The following is a 17,724-nucleotide window of genomic DNA, read 5'->3' as shown; positions in this document are numbered from 1 at the left end:
TTGCCTTTTCGAGCTGCTTTTCGGCCCAGCGCGAGCAAGCTCGCTCACCACAGTGACAGGCGCGACACAGGGCTCAAAGCCTGAATCTGCCGACCAGCGTCTGCAAATCCAGGCTTAGTTTCGTCAGCTGAACACTCGCCGTCGCTGTCTCCTCGCTGGCGGCGGCTGTCTGCTCCGACACGTCCCGCACCCTTAACACACTGCGATTGATTTCTTCGGCCACTGCGCTCTGTTCCTCTGCGGCCGCAGCAATTTGTGGGTTCATTTCCTGGATGACAGAGACCGTGCGGGCAATCGCCGCCAGGGCATCTCCCGCGTCACGGGTCAGTTCGACGCTGTAGTCGGTCAAGGTGCGACTGCTCTCCATGATATCGGCGACCTGTTGGGTGCCGGTGTGCAGTCCCTGGATCAGCCCTTCGATTTCTTCGGCCGATTCCTGGGTGCGCTGTGCCAGGCTGCGGACTTCGTCGGCGACCACCGCAAAGCCTTTGCCGGCAGAGCCTGCGCGGGCGGCTTCAATAGCGGCGTTCAGCGCCAGCAGGTTGGTCTGCTGGGACACTGATTTGATCACGTCCAATACACTGCCGATCTTCTGGCTTTCTTGCTGCAACGCGAGCATCGCATGGCCCGAAAGAGCCATCTCATTTGCGAGCTGGCCGATCTGCTCAACGGCCTGTGTCACCACTTTGTCCCCGGCGTTGGCTTGTAGATCGGCTTCATTCGCTGCGACTGACGCTTGCTCGGCGTGCCGGGCGACTTCTTGGGCGGTGGCGAGCATTTCGTTCATGGCGGTCGCCACCTGGTCGGTTTCGTCTTTCTGGTTGTTGATACCGGTACGGGTCTGCGCGGTGACAGCCGATAGCTGCGTGGCGGCGCTAGCGATCTGACGGGCACTGTCGTCGATGCCGCTGATGAGGCTGCGCAGATTGCGGGTCATGTCACTGATAGTTTGCTGCAGTTGGCCCAACTCATCGCGGCGCTCCACCTGGATATCGTGGCTGAGATCACCTTGCGCGATGCGGTTGGCGCACACGAGTACCTGGCGTAATGGCACGGCAATCTGGCGGGCGATCCACCAGGCCGCCAGGGTACCGAGCAGCAGGGCAGCAACCGTGACGCTGATGAGCAGGGTTCGCGTTTGCTCTGCTTCCCTGTCGCGCATGAGGGTCTGGGCCCGACTGACGGCGTCGTTCTGGTCGAGCAGCTGGTTGAGCTGCTGTTCAAACCGATTCTGCGCCGTTTCGGTGGTGAGTTGAGCGTCCTTGAGCGCTATCAGCTGTGCGCGATAGTTCGCCAGGTCGGCTTTGAGCGGCGTGGAGTCGGCCGGCAGGTCAGTCAAGGCAGCCTGGGCGACGTCCAGGGCGTTGAGGGCGTTGCTGACGGCTTCGGCATAGGCTTGCAGCGACTCGGCCGCCCAGGCGGGGCTCTGGGCGCGGTCCTCGGCATGCTTCATGGCTTGGCGCAGGTTTTCGATGGCATTCAGCGCTTGCTGGTCTTGCTGATCGGGTAAATCGTTGGCCAATTGTGTGAGGCGATCACTGGCCTGAAGCGCCGTCGCATGCAGGGGCGGTCGCATAGTGTCGCGCCGTTCGATCAGTGGGGGCAGTTCAATGAGTGCCGTCTTGAAGTAGGCGACCAGGCCTTTGGCATCCTGGATACGCTGCAGGTCAGTCGGGTCCCTCAAGTGGTTCGACAGGTAGACCAAATGTTGATCGATGCGTGCGATCTGCTGCTCCATTTTGCCCAGGCTGCTGGTGTCTGCGAGCGTTCGGTAAACGATACGGTCCGCACGCATGGCTTCAGCGATGATGGCCACCTTGCTTAAGGCGGTCAGGTTGCTTGAGCGGAACAGCACCGCATTCAGGGCCTGCCATCCGGTCATGGCGATGGCGAAGCTGAGGATCAGCACCAGGCCAAAGCCCACGGCGAGCTTGAGGCGGACGCTGGCATCGACCAGCACGCGGGTCAGCCGAGAAAACATAGTGAACCTCCGAATCTGAAAAAGCGTTGCGCAGACGCTAATTCGATTCGGAGAACAGCTGGGCTGATAACTACGTAGGAAATTTCACAAGTTATTCGTTAGATGCGGAAGCGCCCTACCAGCGTTTGCAGGTAAATACCCAGGCGAGCCAACTCGGCGCTGGACGCGGCGGTCTCTTCACTGGCCGAAGAGGTTTGTTCCGAGACATCACGCACATTCAACACGCTGCGGTTGATCTCTTCCGCCACTGCGCTTTGTTGCTCAGCGGCGGTGGCGATCTGCGAGTTCATTGCCTGGATGGTCGAGACTGTGCGGGTGATGCTAGCCAGGGCGCTGCCGGCACGGCGCGTCAGCTCGACGCTGCTGTCGGTCAGGCCACGGCTGTTATCCATGATGGTCGCGACCTGCTGCGTGCCGTTTTGCAGGCCGACGATCAGCTCCTCGATCTCTTCGGTGGACTTCTGCGTGCGCTGGGCCAGGCTGCGCACTTCGTCGGCCACCACCGCGAAGCCGCGCCCGGCTTCCCCGGCGCGTGCGGCTTCAATGGCGGCGTTGAGGGCCAGCAGGTTGGTTTGCTGCGCAACGGACTTGATCACGTCGAGCACGCTGCCGATCTTGTCGCTTTCGCGCTTCAGATCACCCATGGCGACGGTGGAGTTGCCCACTTCGGTGGCCAGGCGTTCGATCTGGGCGATGGCTTCACCGACCACTTTGTCGCCCTCACGGGCTTGCTGGTCGGCGGCCACGGCAGCCTCGGAGGCTTCCTCGGCGTTGCGCGCCACTTCCTGCACCGTGGCGGCCATTTCATTCATGGCGGTTGCCACCTGGTCGGTCTCGACCTTCTGGCTGTTGACCCCGGCGCTGGTCTGTTCGGTCACGGCCGAGAGTTGCTCGGCGGCGCTGGCGATCTGGGTGACGCCATCGCTGATCCCCCCGATCAGCTCGCGCAGGCCGACGGTCATGCTCTGCATGGCGCGTTGCAGTTGGCCCAGTTCATCCTGGCGCACCGAGGTCAGGTTGTGGCTCAGGTCGCCTGAGGCCACGCGTTCAGCCACTTGGAGCGTCTGGTTCAGCGGGATGATGATCTGGCGGGTGATGGCCCAGGCGGCGATCAGGCCGAAGACCAGCGCCAATACCGTGGCCAGTAGCAGGAAGTTCTTGGCCAGTGCGGCGTCGGTGTCGCGCACCACGGTTTGCGAGGCGGTGAGTTTTTCACTGTGGCCGAGCAGGATATCGCCTTGCTCGGTCATGATTTTCAATGCCGCTGCGCTGGCAACTTGGGAGTCGCGGTACTGGCTGACCGCCGCGCGATAGGCCTGCAACGACACGCTGGCCTCTTGCAGGTTGGCCTGGTACTGCGCCGGCAGTTGCCCTTCGAGCTCGGTGATTTTCTTCAGGGCATTGTCGATGGCATCCAGGGCCGGTTGCTCAGCTTCGACTTTGCCGCTGTAGGTGTAGCCGCGTACCTGGAAGCGCGATTGCTGGATCAGCTTGCTCAGGTCGACCACGCTATTGAACTGGGTGACGCTGTCGCCTTGCAGCAGGGACTTCTCGACTTCATTGATCTTGGCCACGGCGTTGTCGGCGGTGTCGCCGAGCTTGCTGCGTGCACCTTCGCGCTTGAGTCCGGCCTGGACCATGGCGCCGAAGGCCTTTTTGTATTGATTCAAGGCGTCCTGTTGTTGTTCCACCAGGGCCTTGTCGGCGGGCTGCTCGATCAGCTCGGCGGCTTTTTTCAGGCCGCTGTCCAATTGCGTGAGCAGGCCGTTGACCGCGTCGGTGCCTTGTTCGCCTCGACGCATTTCGAAGTCCAGGCGCGCCAGGCGCAGGTCTTTGGTCAGCCCGGTGAGGCTGGAGATATAGCCCAGTTTGTCGCCTCGACTGATGACATCGCTCAGGCCGGTCCAGCCGGTGAAGGTGATCATTAATGTCAACAGCAACACCAGGCCGAAGCCCACGCCGAGTTTGGTTTTGACGCTGATATTCCCCAGCTTTTCGGCTAACCAACGATACATGCTGCGAACTCCCCTGGAACAAGGCTTGGACTTATTCAAAGGTTATCGGCAGGTTGGAAACATTCTGTAGCAGCTGGCTTGCCAGCGATGGCGGTGGTGCGGTGTACATATCCGTTATTTGGGTAACGGCTGGTATTGGTTCCGCCCTTACGGCGGGTCACTTTTGGAAAAGAGCCCCAAAAGTAACCAAAAGGGCTCTTGCCCCAACACTCGGCACCTCGCATAGGCTCGGTGTGCCCGTAATCCGACAGGTATTTGGGGGGCCGCCGCCACGCGCCATCCATGGCGCGGGGCGGCTAAACCGGCATCCCTGCCGGTTTACCCCCCAAATCCCTGTCGAATTCCGGCCAGCGTGTTTGACGGGGCGCCTGAGATCAAAAGCAGGATCAAGATCAAGGTCAAGAGCGGCTCGCTTCGCACCGTGGTTAGCGCTGGGTGCTTCAGAATCGTGTAGATGCCTACATCGCCGGCATGCCGGCTCCTGCAGGGGGGTGGTATTAGAAGAGGCGGGCGAGCAGGGCGGTGACGGCGGTTTCGACGCGCAGGATGCGGGCGCCGAGTTGCACGGGTTGTAACCCGGCTTTGGCCAGCAGGTCGACTTCGTAGGGGATCCAGCCGCCTTCCGGGCCGATTGCCAGTGTCACTGGCTCATCCAGCCCACGCGGGCACGCGGGGTAATCGCCTGGGTGGCCGATCAGGCCCAAGGTGCCTTCGGTCATGGCTGGCAGGCGGTCTTCGACGAACGGTTTGAAGCGTTTTTCGATGACGATTTCGGGCAACACTGTGTCCCGTGCCTGCTCCAGGCCGAGGATCAGTTGCTCGCGAATCGCCTCGGGCTCCAGGAATGGGGTTTGCCAGAAACTTTTCTCGACCCGGTAACTGTTGACCAGCACCACCTTGGGCACGCCCATGGCGGCCACGGTTTGCAGTACCCGGCGCAGCATTTTCGGGCGTGGCAGGGCCAGCAGCAGGGTCAGCGGCAGTTTGGTGGGGGGAGGTTGGTCGAAGCTGACTTGCAGTTCGGCTTCGCGGGTTTCCAGGCGTACCAGTTGCGCATTGCCCATCAGCCCGCCGATACGGCCGACGCGCAGGCTGTCGCCAACGGCGGCGCGGTGGACTTCCTGCATGTGCACCAGGCGCCGATCACGCAGCACCACACGGTCGGCCGCGATAAAATCGGCCTCTTCGAGCAGTAGCAGGTTCACGGCTGGGTCGCTGGCGGCTGGTCGTCGTCGCGCTGGTCATCCGGGTGTTCGCCGCGCTTGCTGATCAAGCCGCTGAACAGGATGCCGATTTCGAACAGCATCCACATCGGCACGGCCAGCAGGGTCTGGGAGAAGATGTCCGGCGGCGTAAGGATCATGCCGACCACAAAGCAGCCGATGATCACGTACGGGCGGATCTTCTTCAGGTACGCCACGTTGACCACGCCGATCCATACCAGCAGCACCACGGCCACCGGGATTTCGAAGGCCACGCCAAAGGCGAAGAACAGCGTCATCACAAAGTCGAGGTAGCTGGTGATGTCGGTCATCATTTCCACGCCGGCCGGGGTGGCGGCGGCGAAGAATTTGAAGATCAGCGGGAACACCAGGAAGTACGCGAACGCCATGCCGGTGTAGAACAGCAGGATGCTCGACACCAGCAACGGCACGGCGATGCGCTTCTCATGCTTATACAGGCCCGGCGCGATAAAGCCCCAGATCTGGTGCAGGATCACCGGGATCGCCAGGAACAGCGAGACCATCATGGTCAGCTTCAGCGGCGTGAGGAACGGCGATGACACATCGGTGGCGATCATCGTCGCACCGGCCGGCAGGTACTGGCGCAGCGGCGTGGAGACGAAGGTGTAGATCTGCTGGGTAAAGGCGAACAACCCGGCAAAGATGATGAAGATGGCCGCTACGCAACGCAGCAGGCGGGTTCGCAGCTCGGTGAGGTGCGAGACCAGCGGCATATGCTGGTCGTTTTCCGGTTTATCAGCGCTCATGGGGCTCGCGGCGGCAATGTAGGGTCATGGGGCGCGGGCGACGCAACAGGCGTCGGCGCAGGCTCGGTGGGCGCGGTCGGTGCCACGGGGGCGGCTTCGGCAACAGGCGCGATGCTGTTTTGGGCCACAGGCTCTGCCGGTTTGGCGGGCTCCTGCACCGGTGACAGAATCTTGCGGGCTTCCTGCTCCAACGAAAGGATGTGCTCGTTGTGAAGTTGCCGGCGGATCTCGTCGGCGCCGATTTCCCGTTCAACTTCCTGTTTGATGGCGTTGAAACTGCGTTTCAGGCGCCCGATCCACAGGCCGGCCGTGCGTGCAGCACCGGGCAGGCGTTCCGGCCCCAGTACCAGCAGGGCCACGAGGCCGACGAGGAGCAGTTCAGAGAAGCTGATACCAAACATTAGTCAGTGCTCACGAGTCTTTGCGGGTCGGCTCTTCGACTTTCTCAGCCTGCACGTCGAAGGTGCGACGCTCGGTGATCGGCTGGGTGGCCTGCGGGTGCACAGGCTGGGCCGGAGGCACAGGGTTGGCAGCTGGGTCGGCAGGTTTTTCGTCATCGTTCATGGCTTTGCGAAAGCCCTTGATCGACTCGCCCACGTCAGTGCCCAGGTTCTTGAGTTTCTTGGTGCCGAACACCAGTACCACCACCACCAGAATGACGATCCAGTGTTTCCAGTCAAAAATGCCCATGCTGCAAATCCTCTAGTCTTAGTTATTCAGGCGGACGGGCGCGAAGCCTTTTCGGCATGCCCGGACAATCCGAAGCGACGGTCCAGTTCATCCAGCACAGCCTGTGGGTGCTGCCCCAGTTGGGCGAGCATGACCAGGCTATGGAACCACAAGTCGGCGGTCTCGTAGATGACATCGCTGCAATCACCGCTGATCTGCGCGTCCTTGGCGGCGATGATGGTCTCGACGGATTCTTCGCCGAGTTTTTCCAGGATCTTGTTCAAGCCCTTGTGGTACAGGCTGGCGACGTAGGAGCTGTCGGCATCTGCGCCTTTGCGGTCTTCCAGCACCTGGGCCACGCGGTTCAGGGTATCGCTCATGTCTAGTGTCCTGCCGAGTAGATGGCGTGCGGGTCTTTGAGCACCGGTTCCACGACTTTCCATTCGCCGTTCTCGAACACGCGATAGAAGCAGCTGTGACGGCCGGTGTGGCAGGCGATGTCGCCGATCTGCTCGACCATGAGGATCACCACGTCGGCGTCGCAGTCGATGCGCATCTCGTGCAGGGTCTGCACGTGCCCGGACTCTTCGCCCTTGCGCCACAGTTTGCCACGCGAGCGTGACCAGTAGATGGCGCGCTGCTCAGTGGCGGTGAGGCTCAGGGCCTCGCGGTTCATCCAGGCCATCATCAATACGCGCCCGGTCTTGTAGTCCTGGGCAATGGCCGGCACCAGGCCGTCGCTGTCCCACTTGATCTCGTCCAGCCAGTCTTTCATGTTCGGCTCCGGCAATTTGCGACAGTGTATAACCGGATTGGCTATCGACGCACGATCAGATAAACACCCACGGCGACCATGATGCCGGCCGGCCAGTGGCCCAGTTGGTTCAGCGGGCCACCGATGGCGAGCATCACCCCGCCCACCAGGTGCGCAGCACCCAGCAGGCGCAGGAACCAGTCATCCTTGCGCTGCTTCCAGGGCGGCGCCGGGTCCTTGGCGTGGGGCTGGGACATGCGCTCCAGCAGGTCGCGGGTCATGTTGGCCAGGTGCGGCAGTTGTTCCATCTGGCTGTGCAGGTTGCCCAGCACGGTTTTCGGGCTCATCCGCTCGCGCATCCAACGCTCCAGGAACGGCTGGGCGGTGTTCCACAGGTCGAGGTCCGGGTACAGCTGGCGGCCCAGGCCTTCGATGTTCAGCAAGGTTTTTTGCAGCAGCACCAACTGTGGCTGCACTTCCATATTGAAGCGCCGCGCAGTCTGGAACAGGCGCATCAGCACCTGGCCGAATGAAATATCTTTTAATGGTTTTTCAAAGATCGGCTCGCACACGGTGCGGATCGCGGCTTCGAATTCGTTGAGCTTGGTTTCCGCCGGCACCCAGCCCGAATCGATGTGCAATTGCGCCACGCGGCGGTAGTCACGCTTGAAGAAGGCGAACAGGTTGCGGGCCAGGTAGTCCTGGTCTTCCGGGGTCAGGCTGCCGACGATGCCGCAGTCGATCGCGATGTACTGCGGGCTCCACGGGTTGACGGTGCTGACAAAGATATTGCCTGGGTGCATGTCGGCGTGGAAGAAACTGTCGCGGAATACCTGGGTGAAGAAGATCTCCACGCCGCGTTCGGCGAGCATCTTCATGTCGGTGCGCTGGTCGGCCAGGGTTGCGAGGTCAGTGACCTGTACGCCGTAGATGCGCTCCATCACCAGCACTTTCGGGCGGCACCAGTCCCAATACACTTGCGGCACGTACAGCAGCGGCGAGCCTTCGAAGTTGCGCTTGAGCTGGCTGGCATTCGCCGCTTCGCGCAGCAGATCGAGTTCGTCGTAGATGGTTTTTTCGTAGTCGGCGACCACGTCCACCGGGTGCAGCAGGCGCGCATCGGCAGAGAAGCGCTCGGCAGCGCGGGCGAGGATGAACAGCCAGGCCAGGTCCTGGCCGATGATCGGCTTGAGGCCGGGGCGAATCACCTTCACCACCACTTCTTCGCCGGTCTTGAGTTGCGCTGCGTGCACCTGTGCGACCGACGCCGAGGCCAGAGGGTCGACGTCGAAGCGGCTGAACACGTCGCTGATCTTCTTGCCCAGTTGCTCCTCGATAAGCTTCATCGATTGCTGGGAGTCGAACGGCGGCACACGGTCCTGCAACAGCATCAACTCGTCCGCGATGTCTTCAGGCAGCAGGTCGCGGCGGGTGGAGAGGATCTGCCCGAACTTGATGAAGATCGGCCCCAGGTCCTGCAACGCCAGGCGCAGGCGCGCGCCACGGCTCAGTTCCAGCTGTTTGCGCGGGAACCAGCGCCACGGCAATACATAACGTACAGCGAGCAGGAACCACGGCAGGGGCAGGGCGAACAGCAGGTCATCGAGGCGGTAGCGGATTACGACGCGCTGGATACGAAACAAACGGCGGACGGCGAGCAGCTTCATGCGTTATCGCTTGGATCAAGGGAACGGCTCAGGCGCTCGAAGCGGGCCTCAAGGCGTTCCAGGTCGATTTTGGCCTTGTCGAGTTCACGAAAGCGCGCTTGCGCTTCTCGTTCTCCGACCAGGGTGCGCGATTCTTCGCTCAGGTATTCGGCAAGGTTCTGGTTGAGGCTGGCAAACCCCTGCTGGTACCAACGCGAGCGGCTGCGCAGGTGCCCGCTGATCAACTGGGTGGCCACCGGGCCGATCCAGCGGGACAGCTCGTATTCCCAGTCCAGTTCCAGGTCTTGCAGTACGGCGGCCAGGTCCATCAGCACCGAACTGTCGCCTTCCAGCTCCACTTCGTCGCTGTGCAGGATGGCGGTCTTGTTGCGGCTCAGGGCCAGGTGCAACAGGCTCGAAGCCGGCGCACGCAGGGTGCAGTCGGCGTCGGCGGCCCATTGGGTCGCGAGCATCAGGCCTTCATCGCTGGGCAGGATAAACAGCTGCAAGGAGGGGCTGCGGCAGTCGACGGCAATGACTTTGCCGTTGAGGTGCGCCAGCCGCGCCAGGGCGGTGCTGTCCAGGCGCAGCACACGGTTGAGGCCGTGTTCAACGCTGGCGAGAAGACCTTTGAGCAGCATCAGGGCTTGATACCACGGTGCAGGGCGACGATGCCCGAGGTCATGTTGTGGTAGGTCACGCGGTCGAAACCGGCTTCTACCATCATCGACTTCAGGGTTTCCTGGTCGGGGTGCATGCGGATCGATTCGGCCAGGTAGCGATAGCTCTCGGCGTCATTGGTGATCAGCTTGCCCATCAACGGCATGAAGGCAAAGGAATAGGTGTCGTAGACCTTTGACATCAGTGCATTGGTCGGCTTGGAGAACTCCAGCACCAACAGGCGTCCGCCCGGCTTGAGCACGCGCAGCATCGAGCGGATCGCGTCCTCCTTGTGGGTCACGTTGCGCAGGCCGAAGGCGATGGTCACACAGTCGAAATGGTTGTCTGGAAACGGCAGCTTTTCAGCGTCGGCCTGGACGAACTCAATATTGCCGGCCACACCCTTGTCGAGCAGGCGGTCACGGCCGACCTTGAGCATCGAACCGTTGATGTCCGCCAAGACTACCTGGCCGGTAGGCCCGACAAGCTTGGAGAACTTGGCTGCCAGGTCGCCTGTGCCGCCGGCGATGTCCAACACGCGGTTGCCGGTGCGAACACCCGACAGCTCGATGGTGAACCGCTTCCACAGGCGATGCATGCCGCCCGATAGCACGTCGTTCATCAGGTCGTACTTGGCCGCAACGGAATGGAACACCTCAGCGACTTTTTCCGCCTTTTGGCTTTCCGGGACGTTCTTGAAGCCGAAGTGAGTGGTGGGTTCGGCATCGCTGCCTTTGCGCTGATCAGTCATATCGCTGTCACCAAAAGAGAATGCGGGACATGATAATCCCCACGACCTGCTTTGTCTTGGCAAGGCTGAAGGTAAGATGGGGGGTCACCGAGACCTTTTGCCGCATCGAAGGTATCCAAGTCCCTATAAAGAGGAGTCATTGCAATGGCCCGTATAACCGTTGAGCGCGCACATTCCCTGGGTAAAGAAGGCGCGCGGGCAAAGGCCGACAAGTTGGCGCACAAACTCAAGGAACAATATGGCCTGGAGCCGTCGTGGTCCGGCGATACCTTGAACCTCAAGCGTTCGGGGGTTAAAGGCACTGTAGTAGTCGCCGACGATTCACTGCGCATTGATGTGGAACTGGGCCTGTTGATGTCGGCCATGAGTGGCACCATCAAGTCCGAAATCGAAAAAGCCCTGGATAAGGCCTTGGCCTGACCGTTGTTCTTAGGGTGCCGATTCTAATTTTCCAGCCTACTTTGTGCCCAAGCCCTCAACTCCTGTGGGCCGTTCCTCCCCCCTATTCTGCGTGAGGTGCACCATGGCCAAAGTTATCCTGAAGAAAAAAATCGACGCCCCGACCACTACTCTGAGCGACGTTAAATCCTACGCCCGCAAGATCTGGCTGGCGGGTCTTGGTGCCTACGCCAAGGTTGGAAGCGAGGGCGGCGACTACTTCAAAGAGCTGGTTAAAACTGGTCAACATGTTGAAAGTAAAGGCAAAAAAGTTGCAGTTGAACAACTTGAGGCCGCCAACAGTCAGATTGATCAAGTAAAGAGTAATGTCTCCGCCGTCAAAGGTCTGGTAGAAGTTCAGCTGGATAAAGTTGAAAAAGCTTTTGATACTCGTGTTGCCAGTGCCTTGAATCGAATCGGCATTGCGTCTAAACATGACGTTGAGACACTCTCTGCTAAGCTCGAAGAGCTGACGACATTGCTAGAACGTGTCGCGCGTAAACACTAAGGAGACATCGGGATGGCTGTTAAAAAGACTACTCAGAAAGAAGGCAGCTCGTGGGTCGGGGAAGTTGAAAAATATTCCCGTAAGATCTGGCTTGCTGGTTTAGGCGTGTACTCGAAGGTTAGCAGTGACGGCGGCAAGTACTTCGAGACTTTGGTCAAGGACGGCGAGAAGGCCGAGAAGTTGACCAAAACCACGGTTGGTAAAAAAGTTGAAGCGGCCAAGGCAACTGCCGGTTCCGCCAAGTCGAGCATTTCTGACACGTGGGGCAAGTTGGAAGAAACTTTCGACAAGCGCCTTAACAGTGCCATTTCGCGACTGGGTGTGCCGAGCAAGGCTGAACTGAAAACGCTGCACAGCAAGGTCGATACCCTGACCAAGCAAATTGAGAAACTTACCGGCGCTAAAGTGGCTCCAGCGAAAACGGCTGCGGCTAAACCTGCTCCCAAGCCTGCCGCTAAAACCGCCGCCGCCAAACCTGCTGCCAAAACAGCAGCCAAGCCTCTGGTAAAAGCGGCTGCCAAGCCGGCTTCCAAACCTGCGGCCAAGGCGCCGGCCAAAGCAGCTGCTAAACCAGCCGCCAAGCCAGCCGCCAAAACTGCAGCTGCCAAGCCGGCCGCCAAGCCTGCTTCCAAACCGGTCGCGGCTAAAGCGGCTGCCAAGCCTGCTGCTAAACCAGCGGCTAAACCCACCGCCAAGGCCGCCGCCAAACCGGCTGCCAAGCCAGCGGCCAAAACAGCAGCTGCCAAACCCGCTGCCAAACCGGCCGCTGCGAAGCCTGCAGCCAAGCCGGCCGCCGCGAAACCGGCCGCCAAGCCTGCCGCAGCCAAGCCTGCGGCAAAACCAGCCGCCGCCAAGAAGCCAGCGGTCGCGAAAAAACCAGCAGCACCCAAGCCAGCTGTTGCGGCCAAGCCGGCAACTACCGCGCCAACCGCTTCCACAGCCAACTCGGTGTCCGCACCGACCCCTGCTGCTGTGACCCCGACTGCGACGCCGGCAACCCCGACGCCATCCAGTCAGTCCTGATTTTTCCCAGGACGCAAAAAATGCCCGGCCTGCAAAGGCCGGGCATTTTTATGTGTGGGAGCAAGCCCCACATTTCTAGGCGGGGTCATCCAGGTATTTCAGCGCAAACTTCTCAGTTGCCTGCCGCGCCGGCGGCAGCAAGTGCGGCGCTACCAGCATCATGATCTGGTAGACCACGACCTGCACTTCACTTTCGCGGTCAAGAATCCGTTGGTAGTCCAGGGAGAACAGCAGCGTCATAGTGATCTGCTCCACCAACTGCCCCAACGCCTGAGTGCTGCTGACCAGTTGGCCCGCCGTCTTCAGCCGTGCCAGCAAAGAGGCCAGGGTACGTTTGAGCGCCGTCAGCAGGTTGCGAATGCCCTTGGCCAGCTTCGGTAAGCGCCCCGCCAGGTTCGACAGGTCCTGGAACAGAAACCGGTAATGCGCCATGCGCTCGACGATCAGGTGCAGGAACAGCCAGTAGTCCTCGGCTTCCAGTTGCGCGTCGGCCGGTGGATCAAGCAGGGGCGCCAGCTCATTCTGAAAACGCTCGAACAAGCCGAGTACCAGCGGCTCCTTGCCATGGAAGTGGTAGTAGAGGTTGCCGGGGCTGATCCCCATTTCATTGGCCACCTCCATGGTCGACACGTTCGGTTCACCCTTGTGGTTGAACAACTGCAGGGCACATTCAAGGATACGGTCGCGCGTCTTCATCCAGTCTTCTTAATGTGATCGTTGAGCTCAGCGCACGCGCACATAAGTGCCCGGCGCCGCTTCCATCGGTGGGTAGTTCTGGTTGCCAGGGCGGTGAGTGTTTCGCGTTGCACGCCAGAGCGCTGCTGGATCCACTCCAGCCACTGCGGCCACCAACTGCCTTCGACGTGGTTGGCGTCGTAATACCAGGCGCGCGGATCGCTGCTCAGCTTGGGATTCTCGACATAGTTGGCCTTGGGGTTGCCCGGCGGGTTGAGGATGCTCTGGATGTGCCCGCTGTTGGACAGCACGAAGCGCCGCTCGCCGCCGAGCAATTGGGTGGAGCGGTACACCGCATCCCACGGCGTGATGTGGTCGTTGATCCCGGCCACGCTGAAACTGTCCACGGTGACCTTTTGCAAATCGATGGGCGTGCCGCAGACCTCCAGGCCGCCGGGATGGCTGAGCGGGTTGTGCTTGAAGAAGTCCAGCAGGTCGCCATGCAGCGCGGCGGGCAGGCGTGTGTTGTCGTTGTTCCAGTACAGGATGTCGAAGGCCGGCGGCTCTTTGCCCAACAGGTAGTTGTTGATCCAGTAGTTCCAGATCAGGTCATTGGGGCGCATCCAGGCGAATACCTTGGCCATGTCGCGACCGTCGAGCACGCCTTGCTGGTAGGAGCGGCGCTTGGCGGCTTCCAGGGTCTGTTCGTCGGCGAACAGCGTGGCGGGGCTGTCTATCTGGCTGTCCAGCAGGCTCACCAGGTAACTGGCACTGGAGATGCGCCGCAACTGGCGCTTGGCTTGCAGGTGGCCTTGCAACGCGGCGATGGTCAGGCCACCGGCGCAGGCGCCCATCAGGTTGACTTCACGAGCACCGGTGATCGCGCGGCAGACGTTGAGCGCTTCTTCCAGCGCTGCCACGTAGGTGGAGAGGCCCCATTCGCGATGGCGCACATCCGGGTTGCGCCAACTGACCATGAACGTTTGCAGGCCGCTCTTGAGGGCGTATTGCACAAAGCTGTTGGCCGGGCTCAGGTCGAAAATGTAGTACTTGTTGATTTGCGGCGGCACGATCAGCAGCGGCTTGGCGTACTGTTTTTCGCTCATGGGCTTGTACTGGATCAGCTCCAGCAGCTCATTGCGAAACACCACCGAGCCCGGCGTGGTGGCTACGGTCTTGCCGACCTCGAAAGCGTGCTTGCTGACCTGGCGTGGGAGGCCATTGTTGTGCAGCAAATCTTCGAACAGGTTGCTGACACCGCGCACCACGCTGTTGCCACCGGAGTTGAGCAGCTCCTTGATCGCCAGGGGATTGAGCAAGGTATTGGAGGGGGAGACGGCATCATTGAGCAGGGCGAAGGCAAAATGCGCACGGGCCCGGTCGTCGGCGCTCATCGCGCTGTCATCGATCCAGTGACGCGTTTGTTTCTGCCAGCTCAGATAGGCTTGCAGGCTGCGGCGGTACAGCGGGTTGAGCGCCCAGGTGGGATCGCTGAAGCGGCTGTCGTTGGGGTTGGGCGCATGCACGGTTTCACCCAGCAGCACGCGGCCCAACTGGCCGCCCAAGGCCATGGCATGGCGGGCGGTATGCAAGGGGTTGCGCAAGCCGTGGGCGGCGACGCTGCGCAGGGTCGACAGCAAATCCCGGCCGCGCAGGCCGGTGATTGCATTTTGCGCATTGATGAACGCGGCGGGGGTGGGGGCCGGGTTCGTCACGGGTCTTTCTCGCATGAGCCAACACTCCTTCGTCAAGCCATCAAACAGGCACGCCAATTCAGAACCATAGTCGGTTCCTGGCAAGTTGCGCGGCGGTGCAGTCCTTACACGGCCGGTCGCGGGTGAATCACCGCGCGCATGCGCTCCTCTTCGAGAAACTTCATGATGATCGGCGCCACGGCTTCGGCCCGGGTGATCAAGAACAAGTGACCGTCATCGATGATGTGCAACTGTGCATTGGGAATGCGCCACGCGAGCATGCGCATGTTGATCAGCGGGATCAGCGGGTCGTCGTCGCCGGCCAGCACCAGGGTGGGTTGGCGGATCTTGTGCAGCCAGTGGATGCTGGTCCAGCCCAACCCCGCGAACAGTTGCCAGTAATAGCCCAGCTTGCCGGCCGAGCGCACTTTGCTCGCATGTTCGGCGGCCAGTTTCGAGTCGCGGCGGAACGAGCCGCCGTAGATCATCGGCGCGATGCGCACCACATGCGACGGTTGAATGTAGCGGCGCGGGCTGGCCATCAGCCAAAGCACCTTGGGCTTGCCCGGCACCATCACCGCCCCCGCTGCCGTGGCTGCCAGGATCAGCTTCTTGCAACGTTCCGGGTAGTCGTAGGCAAACTGCTGCGCCAACGCGCCGCCCCAAGACACGCCCACCGCATTTACCTGGCCATAGTCCAGGTAATCGAGCATGCGTGCGGTCAGTTTCGCCAGGCCGGGAAAGCGGTAGGGCCGGTTCGGCGTCGATGAACCGCCCACGCCGGGTACATCGAAGGCGATCACTTCCAGGTCCGGGTCCAGTGCCTGGACGAACGGAAACACCAGTTCAAGGTTGGCGCCGATGCCATTGAAGATCAGCAGCGGCGTCAAGTGAGGCTTGCCCGGGCGCACCGCCGTGCGGATGGTCTGGCCATCCAGGTCGATGGTGCGAAAGATGAACGGTTGCGGCATGGGAAAGCCCTGTAGGTAATATCGATACCCTTTGTAGGAGCCGACTTGCCGGCGATGGCGGTCTTGAGGGCCTCATCGCCGGCAAGCCGGGCTCCTGCAGTGGGTTAGCGTTCATGCACATAAGTCCCTGGCGCCGCTTCGGCCGCGCCATAGGTTTTGTTACCCAAACTTGTCGGCGCTTTCTTCAACTTACCCGCCCGCTCCGCCTGCCAGGCCTGCCAATGCAGCCACCACGAGTCAGTGTGCTTGGTGGCATTCTCCTGCCATTCCAGCGGTTTCGCCGTCAGGCTGTCACTGGTCTGGTAGCGCGCCTTGGGGTTGCCCGGCGGGTTGAGGATGCTCTGGATATGCCCGCTGCTGGACAGCACGAACTCGACCTTGCCACCAAACAACTGCGCTGACTTGTAGCAAGACTGCCACGGCGTGATGTGGTCGTTGGTACCGGCCAGTGAGTAAATATCAGCAGTGACCTGCTTGAGATCGATGGGCGTGCCGCACACTTCCAGGGCGTTGGCGCGCACCAATGGGTTGTTTTTGAACAGTTCGATCAGGTCGCCGTGAAAGGCTGCCGGCAAGCGTGTGGTGTCGTTGTTCCAGAACAGGATGTCGAACACCGGCGGCTCGTTGCCCAGCAGGTAGTTGTTCACCCAGTAGTTCCAGATCAGGTCGTTGGGGCGCATCCAGGCGAATACCTTGGCCATGTCGCGGCCTTCCAGTACGCCGGCCTGGTAGGAATGGCGCTTGGCGGCTTCCAGGGTTTGCTCGTCGACGAACAGCGCCACCTGGGTGTCCAGCGTCGTGTCGAGCACGCTCACCAGCAGGGTCAGGGCGTTGACCTTCTTCTCCCCCAGCGCCGCGTAGTGGCCCAGCAGGGCGGTGCAGGTGATGCCACCGGAGCAGGCGCCAAGCATATTCACGTCTTTGCTGCCGGTAATCGCCGTGACCACGTCGACCGCTTCCTTGAGCGCCTCGATATAGGTCGACAGGCCCCACTCGCGCTGAGCCTTGGTCGGGTTACGCCAACTGACGATAAAAGTTTGCTGGTTATTGCGCAGGCAGAAGCGCGCCAGGCTCTTCTCCGGGCTCAGGTCGAATACATAGAATTTGTTGATCTGCGGCGGCACCACCAGCAGCGGGCGTTCGTGCACCTGTTCGGTGATCGGCTTGTACTGGATCAGCTCCAGCACATCGTTGCGAAACACCACCGCGCCTTCGGTGGTGCCCAGGGTCTTGCCCACTTCAAAGGCGCCCATGTTGACCTGGCTCGGCATGCCGCCGTTGTGCACCATGTCCTTGGCCAGGTGGGACAGGCCATCGAGCAGGCTCTTGCCGCCGGTCTCGAAGAAGCGTTTGACCGCCGCCGGGTTAGCCGCGCTGTTGGTGGGGGCCATGGCTTCGGTCATCAGGTTGATCACGAAGTGGCCGCGGCTGATGTCCTGTTCCGACAGGTTGCTGTCGCCGATCCAGTCGTGCAGTTCCTTGCGCCACGCCAGGTAGGTTTGCAGATAACGTTTGTAGAGCGGGTTCTGGCTCCAGGCCGGGTCACTGAAGCGGCGGTCGTCGCTTTCGGGTACCAGCGCCGACTTGCCGAACATCACGTTCTTGAGTTCGACGCCAAAGTGGGCGACGTGCTTGACGCTGTGCAACGGTTGCTTGATGGCTTGGGTCAGCACCATCTTCGCCGAGGCGAGTAAATCCTTTTTACGTAACGCGATGATCGGGTTGAGCCCCAGGGTGTTTTCCGAGGCCTGGCGTTTCAAGTCATCGTTGTTCTTGTTACTCATCTACGACGCTCCATTGTCCGAAAGACGAGTACCGGGTACCGCTGCGCACCAAGTTTCGATACACAACACAAGCCTGGTACTGCGACTCGGGTGACCGTTGATACCGCATCGTCAAATGCAGGGAACTTGCCAGTTCCATTGGTTACCCGAGTTTAATTTTTTTCG

17 protein-coding genes and 2 pseudogenes are annotated in these 17,724 nt (G+C 60.9%); 3 read left to right on the top strand and 16 right to left on the bottom strand.

Annotated elements, in window-relative coordinates:
* Nucleotides 1-73: 73 nt before the first annotated feature.
* The 12 genes and pseudogenes from AC0IYN_RS08575 to ubiE all read right to left on the bottom strand — a co-directional run bounded on the left by AC0IYN_RS08575 (nt 74) and on the right by ubiE (nt 10,466).
* Nucleotides 74-1,981, bottom strand: a complete 1,908-nt coding sequence (locus AC0IYN_RS08575; protein WP_406596795.1) for a methyl-accepting chemotaxis protein — start codon at nt 1,979-1,981, stop codon at nt 74-76.
* 98 nt (nt 1,982-2,079) lie between these two features.
* A complete protein-coding gene (locus AC0IYN_RS08570) occupies nt 2,080-2,793 on the bottom strand; it encodes a methyl-accepting chemotaxis protein (RefSeq protein WP_371857070.1) in 714 nt (237 codons plus the stop codon).
* A gap of 144 nt (nt 2,794-2,937) precedes the next feature.
* Nucleotides 2,938-3,906, bottom strand: a pseudogene (locus AC0IYN_RS08565) (methyl-accepting chemotaxis protein); the annotation flags it as partial.
* Between the two features lie 587 nt (nt 3,907-4,493).
* Nucleotides 4,494-5,201, bottom strand: coding sequence for a 16S rRNA (uracil(1498)-N(3))-methyltransferase (locus tag AC0IYN_RS08560; RefSeq protein WP_078046484.1), 708 nt, complete (start codon nt 5,199-5,201; stop codon nt 4,494-4,496).
* Nucleotides 5,198-5,986, bottom strand: a complete 789-nt coding sequence (tatC, locus tag AC0IYN_RS08555) for a twin-arginine translocase subunit TatC (RefSeq protein ID WP_406596796.1) — start codon at nt 5,984-5,986, stop codon at nt 5,198-5,200. The genes AC0IYN_RS08560 and tatC overlap by 4 nt, the downstream gene beginning before the upstream one ends.
* Nucleotides 5,983-6,387 carry a Sec-independent protein translocase protein TatB gene (gene tatB, locus AC0IYN_RS08550; protein ID WP_406596797.1) on the bottom strand — a complete coding sequence of 135 codons (405 nt, stop codon included), beginning with the start codon at nt 6,385-6,387 and terminating at the stop codon, nt 5,983-5,985. Before tatB ends, tatC begins: the two co-directional genes overlap by 4 nt.
* 10 nt (nt 6,388-6,397) lie before the next feature.
* Nucleotides 6,398-6,676 (bottom strand): twin-arginine translocase TatA/TatE family subunit, encoded by a 279-nt coding sequence (locus AC0IYN_RS08545; protein ID WP_003171180.1) that lies wholly within the window; start codon nt 6,674-6,676, stop codon nt 6,398-6,400.
* A 26-nt stretch (nt 6,677-6,702) separates the two neighbouring features.
* Nucleotides 6,703-7,035 carry a phosphoribosyl-ATP diphosphatase gene (locus AC0IYN_RS08540; RefSeq protein ID WP_003209299.1) on the bottom strand — a complete coding sequence of 111 codons (333 nt, stop codon included), beginning with the start codon at nt 7,033-7,035 and terminating at the stop codon, nt 6,703-6,705.
* Between the two features lie 2 nt (nt 7,036-7,037).
* The gene (gene hisI / locus AC0IYN_RS08535) at nt 7,038-7,430 is read right to left on the bottom strand and encodes a phosphoribosyl-AMP cyclohydrolase (RefSeq protein ID WP_058423690.1); all 393 of its coding nucleotides are present in this window, start codon (nt 7,428-7,430) and stop codon (nt 7,038-7,040) included.
* Nucleotides 7,431-7,471: 41 nt separating this feature from the next.
* Entirely contained in the window at nt 7,472-9,076 is a 1,605-nt protein-coding gene (gene ubiB / locus AC0IYN_RS08530) for a ubiquinone biosynthesis regulatory protein kinase UbiB (protein WP_471841061.1), read from the bottom strand.
* Complete coding sequence (locus tag AC0IYN_RS08525; RefSeq protein WP_406596799.1) at nt 9,073-9,696, bottom strand: ubiquinone biosynthesis accessory factor UbiJ; 624 nt, start codon at nt 9,694-9,696, stop codon at nt 9,073-9,075. Before AC0IYN_RS08525 ends, ubiB begins: the two co-directional genes overlap by 4 nt.
* Nucleotides 9,696-10,466: a bifunctional demethylmenaquinone methyltransferase/2-methoxy-6-polyprenyl-1,4-benzoquinol methylase UbiE gene (ubiE, locus tag AC0IYN_RS08520; RefSeq protein ID WP_003171186.1), complete on the bottom strand. Its 771-nt coding sequence runs from the start codon at nt 10,464-10,466 to the stop codon at nt 9,696-9,698. Before ubiE ends, AC0IYN_RS08525 begins: the two co-directional genes overlap by 1 nt.
* Before the next feature lie 144 nt (nt 10,467-10,610).
* On the opposite strand from ubiE, the gene AC0IYN_RS08515 reads away from it, so the two are divergent.
* The 3 genes from AC0IYN_RS08515 to AC0IYN_RS08505 all read left to right on the top strand — a co-directional run bounded on the left by AC0IYN_RS08515 (nt 10,611) and on the right by AC0IYN_RS08505 (nt 12,435).
* Nucleotides 10,611-10,886 (top strand): polyhydroxyalkanoic acid system family protein, encoded by a 276-nt coding sequence (locus tag AC0IYN_RS08515; RefSeq protein ID WP_016979171.1) that lies wholly within the window; start codon nt 10,611-10,613, stop codon nt 10,884-10,886.
* Between the two features lie 103 nt (nt 10,887-10,989).
* The gene (locus AC0IYN_RS08510) at nt 10,990-11,412 is read left to right on the top strand and encodes a phasin family protein (RefSeq protein ID WP_406596800.1); all 423 of its coding nucleotides are present in this window, start codon (nt 10,990-10,992) and stop codon (nt 11,410-11,412) included.
* A 12-nt stretch (nt 11,413-11,424) separates the two neighbouring features.
* Nucleotides 11,425-12,435: a phasin family protein gene (locus tag AC0IYN_RS08505; protein ID WP_406596801.1), complete on the top strand. Its 1,011-nt coding sequence runs from the start codon at nt 11,425-11,427 to the stop codon at nt 12,433-12,435.
* A gap of 75 nt (nt 12,436-12,510) precedes the next feature.
* Here AC0IYN_RS08505 and AC0IYN_RS08500 read toward each other — a convergent pair whose 3' ends face one another.
* From AC0IYN_RS08500 to phaC (AC0IYN_RS08485), 4 genes and pseudogenes are all read right to left on the bottom strand, one after another.
* The gene (locus tag AC0IYN_RS08500; protein WP_406596802.1) at nt 12,511-13,131 is read right to left on the bottom strand and encodes a TetR/AcrR family transcriptional regulator; all 621 of its coding nucleotides are present in this window, start codon (nt 13,129-13,131) and stop codon (nt 12,511-12,513) included.
* Nucleotides 13,132-13,158: 27 nt separating this feature from the next.
* Nucleotides 13,159-14,840, bottom strand: a pseudogene (gene phaC / locus AC0IYN_RS08495) (class II poly(R)-hydroxyalkanoic acid synthase).
* A gap of 89 nt (nt 14,841-14,929) precedes the next feature.
* Entirely contained in the window at nt 14,930-15,775 is an 846-nt protein-coding gene (phaZ, locus tag AC0IYN_RS08490; RefSeq protein ID WP_016979176.1) for a poly(3-hydroxyalkanoate) depolymerase, read from the bottom strand.
* A gap of 104 nt (nt 15,776-15,879) precedes the next feature.
* Nucleotides 15,880-17,559 (bottom strand): class II poly(R)-hydroxyalkanoic acid synthase, encoded by a 1,680-nt coding sequence (gene phaC / locus AC0IYN_RS08485; RefSeq protein ID WP_457240225.1) that lies wholly within the window; start codon nt 17,557-17,559, stop codon nt 15,880-15,882.
* Between the last annotated feature and the right edge of the window lie 165 nt (nt 17,560-17,724).

Source organism: Pseudomonas sp. AC112 (assembly GCF_979253545.1).
This window is presented reverse-complemented; position numbering and strand designations above follow the sequence as displayed.

What these genes read in the sequence shown, in the direction of transcription:
- AC0IYN_RS08575 (WP_406596795.1), bottom strand. Translation starts at nt 1,981, where the DNA reads ATGTTTTCTCGGCTGACCCGCGTGCTGGTCGATGCCAGCGTCCGCCTC.
- AC0IYN_RS08570 (WP_371857070.1), bottom strand. Translation starts at nt 2,793, where the DNA reads ATGAATGAAATGGCCGCCACGGTGCAGGAAGTGGCGCGCAACGCCGAG.
- tatC (WP_406596796.1), bottom strand. Translation starts at nt 5,986, where the DNA reads ATGAGCGCTGATAAACCGGAAAACGACCAGCATATGCCGCTGGTCTCG.
- tatB (WP_406596797.1), bottom strand. Translation starts at nt 6,387, where the DNA reads ATGTTTGGTATCAGCTTCTCTGAACTGCTCCTCGTCGGCCTCGTGGCC.
- AC0IYN_RS08545 (WP_003171180.1), bottom strand. Translation starts at nt 6,676, where the DNA reads ATGGGCATTTTTGACTGGAAACACTGGATCGTCATTCTGGTGGTGGTG.
- AC0IYN_RS08540 (WP_003209299.1), bottom strand. Translation starts at nt 7,035, where the DNA reads ATGAGCGATACCCTGAACCGCGTGGCCCAGGTGCTGGAAGACCGCAAA.
- hisI (WP_058423690.1), bottom strand. Translation starts at nt 7,430, where the DNA reads ATGAAAGACTGGCTGGACGAGATCAAGTGGGACAGCGACGGCCTGGTG.
- ubiB (WP_471841061.1), bottom strand. Translation starts at nt 9,076, where the DNA reads ATGAAGCTGCTCGCCGTCCGCCGTTTGTTTCGTATCCAGCGCGTCGTA.
- AC0IYN_RS08525 (WP_406596799.1), bottom strand. Translation starts at nt 9,696, where the DNA reads ATGCTGCTCAAAGGTCTTCTCGCCAGCGTTGAACACGGCCTCAACCGT.
- ubiE (WP_003171186.1), bottom strand. Translation starts at nt 10,466, where the DNA reads ATGACTGATCAGCGCAAAGGCAGCGATGCCGAACCCACCACTCACTTC.
- AC0IYN_RS08515 (WP_016979171.1), top strand. Translation starts at nt 10,611, where the DNA reads ATGGCCCGTATAACCGTTGAGCGCGCACATTCCCTGGGTAAAGAAGGC.
- AC0IYN_RS08510 (WP_406596800.1), top strand. Translation starts at nt 10,990, where the DNA reads ATGGCCAAAGTTATCCTGAAGAAAAAAATCGACGCCCCGACCACTACT.
- AC0IYN_RS08505 (WP_406596801.1), top strand. Translation starts at nt 11,425, where the DNA reads ATGGCTGTTAAAAAGACTACTCAGAAAGAAGGCAGCTCGTGGGTCGGG.
- AC0IYN_RS08500 (WP_406596802.1), bottom strand. Translation starts at nt 13,131, where the DNA reads ATGAAGACGCGCGACCGTATCCTTGAATGTGCCCTGCAGTTGTTCAAC.
- phaZ (WP_016979176.1), bottom strand. Translation starts at nt 15,775, where the DNA reads ATGCCGCAACCGTTCATCTTTCGCACCATCGACCTGGATGGCCAGACC.
- phaC (WP_457240225.1), bottom strand. Translation starts at nt 17,559, where the DNA reads ATGAGTAACAAGAACAACGATGACTTGAAACGCCAGGCCTCGGAAAAC.